General features: G+C 70.6%; 8 protein-coding genes and 1 pseudogene. 3 read left to right on the top strand and 6 right to left on the bottom strand.

Annotation, left to right across the window (positions count from 1 at the left end; all coding sequences use genetic code 11):
* The coding region (locus IY392_RS07870) for an acetyl/propionyl/methylcrotonyl-CoA carboxylase subunit alpha (RefSeq protein ID WP_194860906.1) at nt 1–1484 on the bottom strand (1484 nt) is incomplete at its 3' end.
* 8 nt (nt 1485–1492) lie between these two features.
* The gene (locus tag IY392_RS07875; protein ID WP_194860907.1) at nt 1493–3097 is read right to left on the bottom strand and encodes a carboxyl transferase domain-containing protein; all 1605 of its coding nucleotides are present in this window, start codon (nt 3095–3097) and stop codon (nt 1493–1495) included.
* 295 nt (nt 3098–3392) lie between these two features.
* On the opposite strand from IY392_RS07875, the gene IY392_RS07880 reads away from it, so the two are divergent.
* The gene (locus IY392_RS07880; protein ID WP_107756984.1) at nt 3393–3683 is read left to right on the top strand and encodes a DUF1540 domain-containing protein; all 291 of its coding nucleotides are present in this window, start codon (nt 3393–3395) and stop codon (nt 3681–3683) included.
* A 35-nt stretch (nt 3684–3718) separates the two neighbouring features.
* Here the strand turns inward: IY392_RS07880 and IY392_RS07885 are convergent, their stop codons facing one another.
* Entirely contained in the window at nt 3719–4432 is a 714-nt protein-coding gene (locus tag IY392_RS07885; RefSeq protein ID WP_182613340.1) for a hypothetical protein, read from the bottom strand.
* A gap of 136 nt (nt 4433–4568) precedes the next feature.
* On the opposite strand from IY392_RS07885, the gene IY392_RS07890 reads away from it, so the two are divergent.
* Nucleotides 4569–6047: an amidase gene (locus IY392_RS07890; protein ID WP_309234032.1), complete on the top strand. Its 1479-nt coding sequence runs from the start codon at nt 4569–4571 to the stop codon at nt 6045–6047.
* Between the two features lie 3 nt (nt 6048–6050).
* Here the strand turns inward: IY392_RS07890 and IY392_RS07895 are convergent, their stop codons facing one another.
* The gene (locus IY392_RS07895; RefSeq protein ID WP_182613339.1) at nt 6051–6530 is read right to left on the bottom strand and encodes an Lrp/AsnC family transcriptional regulator; all 480 of its coding nucleotides are present in this window, start codon (nt 6528–6530) and stop codon (nt 6051–6053) included.
* 167 nt (nt 6531–6697) lie between these two features.
* On the opposite strand from IY392_RS07895, the gene IY392_RS07900 reads away from it, so the two are divergent.
* Nucleotides 6698–10324: an indolepyruvate ferredoxin oxidoreductase family protein gene (locus IY392_RS07900; RefSeq protein WP_194860908.1), complete on the top strand. Its 3627-nt coding sequence runs from the start codon at nt 6698–6700 to the stop codon at nt 10322–10324.
* Here IY392_RS07900 and IY392_RS07905 read toward each other — a convergent pair.
* Both IY392_RS07905 and purH read right to left on the bottom strand, forming a co-directional pair.
* On the bottom strand, nt 10290–10907 hold the full coding sequence (locus IY392_RS07905) for a TetR/AcrR family transcriptional regulator (protein WP_375292902.1): 618 nt from the start codon (nt 10905–10907) through the stop codon (nt 10290–10292). The genes IY392_RS07900 and IY392_RS07905 overlap by 35 nt on opposite strands.
* Before the next feature lie 14 nt (nt 10908–10921).
* Nucleotides 10922–11107 (bottom strand): annotated as a pseudogene (purH, locus tag IY392_RS07910) (bifunctional phosphoribosylaminoimidazolecarboxamide formyltransferase/IMP cyclohydrolase); the annotation flags it as partial.

Below are 11107 nucleotides of genomic sequence, written 5' to 3' on the forward strand. Positions count from 1 at the left end.
CCGTTGGGCACGTCCCACGGTCCGCGCCGGGCGGCCGGCACGCGGGCCCAGCGCTCCTCGGTGCGGTGCATGGCCACGGCGACGAGTGCACCCTCGGGCGCCGGGGTCGCGGTGTAGTCGTCGAGGGTCCGATCGAGCAGACCCGTGTCGAGGTCGCCGGCGACGACCTCCGGCTGGGAGAGCAGGAACCGGCAGAAGTCGATGTTGGTTCTCAGTCCGAGGACATGGGTGTCGGCGAGCGCGGCGTCGAGTCGGGCCAGCGCCTCGGCCCGGTCGGTGCCGTGGGCGATGACCTTACCGAGCATCGGGTCGTAGTCGCTTCCGACGACCGTGCCGACGCGCAGGCCGGAGTCCACCCGGATGCCGTCGCCCGAGGGTTCCTCCAGCCCGAGCACGGTTCCGCCGGTCGGGAGGAAGCCCTTGGCCGGGTCCTCGGCGTAGACGCGGGCCTCGATCGCGTGGCCGGTGAGGGTGATGTCCTCCTGGCGCAGGGTCAGCTCCTCGCCCGCGGCGATGCGGACCTGCCAGTCGACCAGGTCCACGCCGGTGACCATCTCGGTGACCGGGTGCTCGACCTGGAGCCGGGTGTTCATCTCCATGAAGAAGAACTCGTCCGGGGCGTGGGCGGAGACGATGAACTCGACCGTGCCCGCACCCACGTAACCGACCGAGCGGGCGGCGTCGCACGCGGCGGCACCGATCCGCTGGCGGGTGACCTCGTCGAGCAGCGCGCTGGGCGCCTCCTCGATGACCTTCTGGTGGCGGCGCTGCAGCGAGCACTCACGCTCACCCAGGTGGATGACGTTGCCGTGGGTGTCGGCGAGGACCTGGACCTCGATGTGTCGCGGGGTGTCGACGAACCGCTCGAGGAACAGGGTGTCGTCGCCGAACGCACCCGCGGACTCGCGGCGGGAGGAGTCGAGCGCGGCGCGAAGGTCCTCGGGTCGCTCGACGCGTCGCATGCCCTTGCCGCCGCCGCCCGCGGACGGCTTGACGAGGACCGGGTATCCGACCTCGTCGGCGCCGGCCACCAGCTCGTCGTCGGTCAGCCCCGGACGCGAGATCCCGGGCACGGTCGGTACGTCCCGGGCGGACACCGCCGCCTTGGCGGTGATCTTGTCGCCCATCGTCTCGATCGCGGTGGCCGGTGGCCCCACGAAGATCAGGCCCGCCTCCTCCAGCGCCCGCGCGAACCGGGAGTTCTCCGACAGGAACCCGTAGCCCGGGTGGACCGCCTGGGCGCCGGTCCGGCGGCAGGCGTCGATCACCTTGTCGATGTCGAGATAGGACTGTGAGGCCTGGGCCGGGCCCAGGCGGACCGCCGCGTCGGCCATGCGCACGTGCAGCGCATCGGCGTCCGCGTCGGAGTAGACGGCGACCGAGCGGATCCCCGCTGCCCGCAGGGAGCGGATCACGCGGCAGGCGATCTCCCCGCGATTGGCCACCAGAACGGTGTGGAGTTTCTGGGACAGTTCCTCTGACATGGGGCTTCTCACATCCTGAAGACGCCGTTGTTGACCGGCTGGAGGGGGGCGTTGGCGGCGGCCGCGAGGGCCAGGCCGAGGACGGTGCGGGTGTCGGCGGGGTCGATGATCCCGTCGTCCCAGAGGCGGGCCGTGGAGTAGTAGGCGGTGGACTGCTCCTCGAACTGCTCGCGGATGGGTGCGGTGAACTCCGCCTGCTGCTCGTCGGTCCACTCCCCGCCCGCCTTGGTCACCTGCGCGGCGCGCACCGACGCGAGGGTGTCCGCGGCCTGGGGCCCGCCCATCACGGCGATCCGGGCGTTGGGCCACATCCACAGGAATCGCGGTGAATAGGCGCGGCCACACATGGAGTAGTTGCCGGCACCGAAGGACCCGCCCACCACGATCGTGAACTTGGGCACGCGTGCGCACGCCACCGCGGCGACCATCTTGGCGCCGTTCTTGGCGATGCCGCCCGCCTCGTACTGGCGTCCGACCATGAACCCGGTGATGTTCTGGAGGAAGACCAGCGGGATCTTGCGGCGGTCGCACAGTTCGATGAAGTGCGCGCCCTTGAGGGCGGATTCGGAGAAGATGACGCCGTTGTTGCCGATGATCCCCACCGGATGACCGTGGATCCGCGCGAACGCGGTGACCATCGACGTGCCGTAGTCCTTCTTGAACTCCGTGAACTCACCACCGTCGACGACCGTGCCGATGATGTCGCGCACGTCGTAGGGCTGCCGGGAGTCGACCGGGACGAGGTCGTAGAGATCCGTCTGTGGACGAACCGGCTCGCGGGGCTCGAGGACCTCCCAGTCCGGCTCGGGGGCCGGCGGGCAGGTCGCGATGATCTCGCGGACCTTCATGAGCGCGTCGTAGTCGTCGTCGGCGAGATGGTCCACCACACCCGAGGTCTTGGCGTGCAGGTCGCCGCCTCCGAGCTCCTCGGCGGTGACCTCCTCCCCGGTGGCGGCCTTCACCAGCGGCGGACCGGCGAGGAAGATCGTGCCCTGGTTGCGCACGATCACGGCCTCGTCACTCATCGCCGGGACGTAGGCGCCGCCGGCGGTGCACGAGCCCATCACCGCGGCGATCTGCGGGATGCCCCGGGCCGACATGGTGGCCTGGTTGTAGAAGATGCGGCCGAAGTGGTCCCGATCGGGGAACACGTCGTCCTGCTGGAGCAGCATCGCCCCGCCCGAGTCCACCAGGTAGATGCACGGCAGGTTGTTGGCCAACGCCACCTCCTGGCCGCGCAGGTGCTTCTTGACGGTCATCGGGTAGTAGGTGCCGCCGGAGACGGTCGCGTCGTTGGCGATCACCAGGCACTCGCGTCCGGACACGCGGCCGATCCCGGCGACGACCCCGGCGCCGGGCGCCTTGCCCCCGTACATCTCCTCCGCCGCCAGCGGGGACAACTCGAGGAACGGGCTACCCGGGTCCAGGAGGACGTCGACCCGCTGGCGGGCGAGGAGCTTCCCGCGCTCGAGGTGACGGGCCCGGGCCTTCTCACCGCCGCCCATCGAGGCCCGATCGAGGCGGTCGCGGAGGTCGGCGAGCAGTTCCTCGTGCGCCTGGCGGTTGGTGGTCGGGTTGTCGGTGGACGGGCGATCGGTGGTCGCGGAAGACATCAGCGCCGCTCCCTTTCAGTTAAGTCGGATTAACTGAGTTCGACCATAGTGCCATGGCTCACAGATGTCCAGAAGGGGTGCCGCGACCCGCGCGGCGCGGCACGGCAGGGCCACGCCGATCGCCGTGAAAGCAGGATCGGAAGCGGAGCGAAGAGCAGGTCAGGTGCTTAGGCTAACCTGGGCTAGCACAGGCTCTCCTTGCTTGCAAGTCGGCCTGATCGGGGGTTGACTCGGTGACACCCGACCGGATCGACTCACCGGCCGGATCGCCACACCGACGCGAGGAGCAACCGACATGGCCACTCTCACCGGAATCAGCAACTGCACGGTCACCACGTGCTCGTTCAACGCCGACGCCGACTGCACGGCCCCGGCGATCACCGTTGCAGGATCACCCGACCATGCCGAGTGCGGGACGTTCATCTCGCTCGACGTGCGGGGCGGACTGCCCACGGCGACCGCGCACGTCGGCGCCTGCCAGCGCGTCGAGTGCGCGCACAACAAGGATCTGCTCTGTTCCGCGGAATCGGTGACGATCGGCTCCGGCGCCGACACCGCCGACTGCCTGACCTACTCCCCGGCCTAGGGCCCACGGACGTAGACGGTCAGCGGCGTGGACGGTCAGCTCGCCCGGGCCACGTACTGACCCATCTCCCGGACCACGTCCCCGAGGCTCTGCGCACGGGTCATGAACGGCAGGTGCACCACGTCGGCGTCGCGCCCGAGTGCGGTGAGCAGGTGGAGGCCGTCCGGGTCGACGCCCAGGACGAACGGCGGATGAGCCGGGTCGCCCGACCCGGCCAGGATCGCCAGGTGTTCCCCGAAGCGCGCCCGGATCTCGTCTGCGAGACCGGGCGCCTCGGCGGCCAACGGGTCCGAGGGAACCGAATCCAGGTCGCGCGCGTGGACCGTCCCCTGGTGCCCGAGCCGACGCACCTGAAGTTCGTCGAGGTCGATCTCGATCTCGACGACCCACCCCTCACCCTGTCGTGCGGACCGCGCGATGCCGAACCCGTACAGGCTGGCCACGTGCACCTTCGCCTCCACGATGGGGGCGAACTCGTCGATCATCACGACCACCTCGACCGACGCCCCCGGCTCCACGATCAGGCCGGACCACGGCGCGGGAGCCCCGGTGACCACGATGGACCCGCCACCGACCCAGCGGTGCTGCGCGGAGACCATGACATCCGAGCGGTTCCGGGTCCCCCGGACGGCGACCGTGGCGACACCTGACCCGTCCAGCAGACGTCGGGCGCCGTGCGCGACCGGATCCGACGCGGGCGGCTGGGCGATCGGGGGCTCGATCTCGTTCTCGGCGGGATTCGGTGCCATCGTTCACCCTCCACGGGTCGCCTGCTGAGGGGCGAGGTCTCGACGGCGAGGTTTAGGTGACCCTCGCCTAAGTTAGGTATCCCTAAAGTGCCTGAGCGGACCGGGCGCTGTCAAGTGGACGCCCTAGACTGGTGGCGTGACCGACACCACAACCGACGCCACCACCGGCGAGAGCCCCGCCCTCGCCCCCGCCGAGATGCCGCAGCGCGTGCACGCCTTCCGGGACGACGCGCTCGGGTACGACGACGCCTCGGCCCTCGCGGACCGTGTCCGCAGGCGGGAGGTCTCGCCCACGGAGCTGGTCGAGGCCGCCATCAATCGGTGCACAGCCGTGGACCCCGTACTGGGGGCCCTGGTGCACACCGACTACGACCGCGCTCGTCACCGGGCATCGTGGGTCCGGGAGTCTCATCTCTCGGCCCCCCTCGCCGGCGTTCCGTCCGCGTTCAAGGACGCGGTCCGGGTGGAGGGCCTGCCCATGACGCTCGGGTCCTCGGCGGTGCCCACCCGTCCGGCCCTCCACGACGGCCCCTACGCACCCCTGTTCCGCGCGACCGGGCTCATCCCGCTGGGAACGACCGCGATGCCACCCTTCGGCTGGACCGCCGCCACCGAACGGCAGGGGGGTCTCGTCACCCGCAATCCGTGGGACACCGCCCGCACCAGCGGGGGGTCCTCGGGAGGATCCGCCGCACTCGTGGCCGCCGGCGCGCTGCCGATCGCCCACGCCAACGACGGTGGAGGCTCTATCCGGATCCCCGCGGCGGTGACCGGGCTCGTCGGGTTCAAACCCAGTCGCGGCAGGCACCCGGACGAGGAGTTCTCGGCGACCATGCCGATTCCGATCATCTCCCAGTCCGTGGTCTCCCGGTCCGTGCGCGACACGGTGACCTTCCTGACCGCCTTCGAGGCCGGGCACCGTCCGGTCGGGGTCCCGCCGTTGGGCGCGGTCTCGCCGGCCCCCACCCGGCGGTTGCGCATCGGTCTGGTCGAACACAGTCCCGCGGGCGATCCCACCGATGCCGCCACACTGGCGGTGCTGCGGAAAGCCGCCGACCGGCTGGAGGCGCTGGGCCACGAGATCGTGCCGACGCCCGCGCCGGTCCCGTCCTCGTTCCGCGAGGACTTCATCGCCTATTGGGGCCTGCTCGCGCTGGCCACGTCTTCCGGTGGGCGGGGCATGTTCGGCCCTGAGTTCGCAGCGGATCGACTGGACCCGTTCACGATCGGCCTCGCCGGGATGGCCAAGAGGTCCCTGCCCTCGCTTCCCCTGCACCTGTATCGCCTCTATCGGGCCAGGCGACGGTTCGACTCGGCGTTCGGCGACCTCGATGTGTACCTCAACCCCGTGGTCAACCACGAGACCCCGGAGGTCGGTTATCTGGACGCGGACCTGCCGTATGAGTCCCACCTCGAGAGGGTCTCCGACTGGGTCACCTTCACCCCCCTCCAGAACATCGCGGGGTCGCCCGCAGTCTCCCTCCCGGCCGGTCGGGCTCCGGACGGCCTGCCCATCGGGGTGCACCTGTCGTCGAGGATCGGCCATGACCGCCTGGTGCTCGAACTCGCCTCGGAGTACGAGGAGGCCTACCCGTTCGACCGCATCTGGGAGTGAGGCTCACTCGTCCACGAGCTGGGCGACGCGCGGGCCGACCCGGCGCCGCAGCACCACCTCCGTGCGGGTCCGCAGGACGCCCGGCGTGGAGATGATGGCGCTGAACACCTCTTCGAGGTGCGCGTGATCGCGGGCCACCACCCGGCAGACCACGTCGAACTCCCCCGCCACACTCATCACCTCGAGCACCTCGCGCACCTCGGCGAGCCCGGAACACGTCGCCTCCAGCTCGGCCTGCGCCATCTGGATGTGGACCAACGCCGAGAGCGGGTACCCGAGCGCCGCCGGATCGAGGGTCGGCGCCCACGACGCGATCACGCCCCGGGCCTCGAGCTTGTCCAACCTGGCCTGTGCGGTCCCGCGCGCCACCCCGAGGCGGCGGGAGAACTCGCGCACCCCGACCCTGGGGTCCGCCAGGACGACTCTCAGGAGTCGTCGATCCGTGTGGTCCAGAGCCGAAGCTTCGCGGGGAGCCGATTCCATGTGTACATCATAAGGCGCGCGTCGTTGGACAAAGTGCTCAACAGTCGCGCGGTCCCAGGCGCCGGAGTGCACACCGTGCTCGCCACAATGCTGACCACGTGACGCGCATCACGTGCGCGCCTAGCCTGGAGTCGTATCTCGATTCTCTCGAAGGCCAGGTGTGACCGATGACCTCTCTTCTCGGACCCACGAGCGGTACCCAGGACGATCCGCGTGACCCGCGGGCGGACGCCACCTCGTTCTCTCTCTCCGACCGCTACACGCGGGAGAGCGGCACGGTGTTCCTCACCGGTATCCAGGCACTGGTCCGCACGGTCCGCGACCGCGCGCGGTTGGACCGCCGACAGCACCTACTCACCGCCAGCCTCGTCAGCGGGTACGAGGGCTCCCCACTGGCCGGCTACGACCTCGAGCTGGCCCGGCGCGGGACGTTCCTGGACCCGTTCGACGTGGTCCATCGTCCCGCCCTCAACGAGGAGGCCGCCGCGACGGCCGTCATGGGGTCGCAACTCGCGCGACGCACGGGCACCCTGCGCGCGACCGCCAACACCGGCGGCGCGCCCCTGCAGGGCGTCGTCGGGTACTGGTACGGCAAGGCCCCCGGCCTGGACCGCGCCACGGACGCGATCCGACACGCCAACCTCATCGGTACCGACCCTCACGGAGGTGCGGTCGCCTTCGTCGGCGATGACCCCGGGGCCAAGTCCTCGACGGTGCCCTGCTCGTCGGAGCTCGCGCTCGCGGACCTCTACCTCCCCACGCTCTATCCCGCGGACTCCCAGGACGTGCTGGACTTCGGCGTCCACGCGGCGATCCTCTCCCGCGTCTCGGGCCTGTGGTCGGCCGTGAAGATCTCGTCGCACGTGGCGGACGCGTCGTCCACCGCGCTGGTGGACCCGGACCGGATCCTGCCCGACTACGGAGACCTGGGGACCAGCCCCCACGTGCCCTCGGGCCAGTTGCTCGGGTCCAGTCTGATGGAGTTGGAGCAGAACCAGCTCACCACCCGCATCCCCCGGGCGCTGGAGTACGCGCGGCTCAACGGACTCAACCGGATAGTCCAGTCGACCGCCGACGACAGGATCGGCATCGTCGCCGCCGGCAAGAGCTACCTGGACGTCCGCGAATCGTTGCGCAGGCTGGGCCTGGACGACGCCGAACTCGCCCGGCGCGGCATCCGGATCCTCAAGCTCGGCATGGTCTACCCGATGGAGCGCACGGTCCTGGACGAGTTCATGTCCGGCCTGGACGAGGTGATCGTCGTGGAGGAGAAGCGCGACTTCATCGAGACCATGATCCGCGAGATCCACTTCCGCCGCGCGGGCGTCGCGAATGTCGTGGGCAAGACCCACGAGGACGGCTCCACATTGTTCAGCCGGTTCGGCGAACTCGACGTCGACGCCGTGACCCGGGGTCTGGCACAGCGGCTCGGGCGCGTCCACGGGATCGAGTCGGCGCTCGCCTGGCTCGACGGCCCCGGCCGGGGTCGCTCGCGCATCGCCCTGCCCCTGGCCACCACCCGGACCCCCTACTTCTGCTCGGGTTGCCCGCACAACAGTTCCACCAAGGTGGCGGACGGGACGCTCGTGGGCGGCGGCATCGGCTGCCACGCCATGGTGCTGCTGATGGACGAAGAGCAGGTCGGCACGGTCACCGGGGTCACCCAGATGGGCGGCGAGGGGCTCCAGTGGACCGGTATGGCCCCGTTCCTGACCGAGAACCACCTGGTGCAGAACATCGGCGACGGCACGTTCATGCACTCCGGTTCGCTCGCGCTCCGCGCGGCTGTCGCCTCAGGCGACAACATCACCTACAAGCTGCTCCACAACGGCACGGTCGCGATGACGGGTGGCCAGGACCCGGTCGGCCAGATGACCCTGCCGGAGATCCTGCGACTCCTGCAGGCGGAGCGGGTCGCCAAGATCGTCGTCACCACCGATGACGTCAGGGCCACGAGATCCCAGGGGCTGCCCCGCGGCATCGAGGTCCGCGATCGTCGCGACACGCTCGAGGTCCAGAAGGAGCTCGCCGCGGTCCCCGGTGTGACCGTGTTGGTCCACGACCAGTTCTGCGCGGCCGAGAAGCGCCGCCACCGCAAGCGCGGCACCTACCCCACCCCGGCCGAGCGGGTGGTGATCAACGAACGCATCTGCGAGGGCTGCGGCGACTGCGGCAGGAAGTCCAACTGCCTGTCGGTCCATCCGGTGGAGACCGAGTTCGGCCGAAAGACCCGGATCGACCAATCCACCTGCAACTTCGACTTCTCGTGCCTGGAAGGCGACTGCCCCGCCTTCGTCACCGTGGTGCCGGGGACGCGGAGCGAGCGTGTGGCGACGGCGCCCGAGCTCGACGCGTCGGCCCTCCCGGAGCCGATGAGGGCGGAGGTCGACGCCGACCGGGGTTTCTCATTGCGCCTGACCGGTATCGGCGGGACGGGCATCGTCACCGTGTCCGCTGTCCTGGCGACCGCCGCCGTCCTCGACGGCAACGCCGCCCGCACCCTCGACATGACCGGACTGGCGCAGAAGGGCGGCGCGGTGGTCTCCGACGTCCGGGTGGCCCGGACCCCGATCGAGCAACCCCCGAAGATCGGCGCCGGTGACTGCGACCTCTACCTGTGCTGTGACGGCCTGGTGGGCGCGGACGACGCCAACCTCAAGGTCGCGCACCCCGACCGCACCACCGCGGTCGTCTCCACCACCCGGATCCCCACGGGCTCCATGGTGATCGACACCGCCGTGCACTACCCGTCCGGCACCGACATCCAGACCTCCATCGACCGGGCCTCGAGAAGAGGCGTCTACCTGAACCCGGGAGAGATCACGGAGAACCTCTTCGGCTCCACCCAGGCCTCCAACATGCTCATGGTGGGGGCGGCCTACCAGAGCGGGGCCCTGCCGATCTCCGCCCGGGCCATCGAGCAGGCCATCGAGCTCAACGGGGTCGCGGTGTCGGCGAACCTGCAGGCGTTCCGGCGTGGCCGACAGGCCGTCGCGGATCCGGGAGCCCTCGGCGCGCTGGTCGCCGATCTGCACCGCCCGGCGACCACCGCGACGCCGGACCTGCACGAGCCCTCCCCCACCGCGCGCCGCCTGGTCACCGGCCTGGGCCCGGAGGCCTCCGACGAGCTCCGGGCCGTCGTCGCCCTGCGCGTCGACGAACTGATCGGCTTCCAGAGCGAGGCCTACGCTGCCGACTACGTGCGCAGGGTCGAGGACCTGCGTGCGGCCGAGGCGCTATCCGGGACCGGCCGCGAGCGGCTCGCCCTCACGGTGGCCAGGAACCTGTACAAGCTCATGGCGTACAAGGACGAGTACGAGGTGGCCCGGCTGGCCGTCGACCCGGAGTTCGCGGGCCGTCTCACCGAGGAGTGGGGCGAGGGGGCCACGCCCAGGCTCAAGCTGCACCCGCCTGCGCTCCGCGCGATGGGGATGAAGCGGAAGATCGCGATCGGCCCGAAGGCCATGCCCGCCATGAGGGCACTGGCTCGGATGAAGCGCCTGCGCGGCACCCCGCTCGACGTGTTCGGCTACGCCCACGTCCGCAGGGTGGAGCGCGCGCTCCTGGCCGAGTACCGCGACGTGGTCAGGCGACTGACCACCGACCTGCAGCGCACGGGCCCCGGCGGCCGGGAGGCCACCTGGTACGACACCGCCGTCGACTTGGCGGGCCTGCCCGACATGGTGCGCGGATACGAACACGTCAAGCTGGACAACGTGGAGCGCTACCGTGAGGAGTTCACGCGACTGCTCGGCTCGCTCAGGACCGCAGAGCCGCCGACGCCATCGCGGTGAGGACGCGCCGGAGTTCGGCCTCGGCCATGGACGGCAGCCGCGGACTGGAGTTGAGCAGTCCGAACACGGCGTGCACGTGAGCCCGCGCGTCCACGGCGGGCAGCTCCGGGCGCAGCCTCATGAGAGCGTCGACCCACATCTCGGCGTACTCGCGCTGCAGGCTACGCACCTCGTGCCGCGGCCCGGCGGGCAGTGCGCCGAGATCGCGGAACTGCACGCTGATGAGATCCGGTTCGGTCGCGACGAAGTCCACGTGGACCCCCAGGAGCGCGTCGACGACCTCGGCCGGGTCCCCGCCCTGCTCCACGGCGGCGCGCCCACCGTCACGCAGGCGGCGCGAGATGTCGAGGAGCATCTCGGCGAGCACGTCCTCCTTGGAGGAGAAGTACCGGTACATGCCCGGCCCCGAGATGCCCACCTCGGCACCGATATCGTCCAGGCGCACCGCGTGGAAGCCCCGCCGCGCCATGAGCCGGGCCGCCGCGACGAGGATCTCATCGCGGCGGCGAGCCTTGGCCTGTGCGCGCGGGGTCAGAGGCACGGCGTCCTGTTCGCCCATCTGCGACCTCGCCATCTCTGACATGGGTTCCGGCGGGCTCAGTGGAAGAAGTGCCGGGCGCCGGTGAAGTACATCGTCATCCCGGCCTTCTCGGCGGCCTCGATCACCTCGGCGTCCCGCACGGACCCGCCCGGCTGCACCACCGCGCGCACGCCCGCCTCGGCGAGCACCTCGAGCCCGTCGGCGAACGGGAAGAACGCGTCCGACGCCGCCACGGCCCCGAC

Source organism: Dietzia sp. SYD-A1, assembly GCF_015356725.1.
Classification (GTDB): domain Bacteria; phylum Actinomycetota; class Actinomycetes; order Mycobacteriales; family Mycobacteriaceae; genus Dietzia.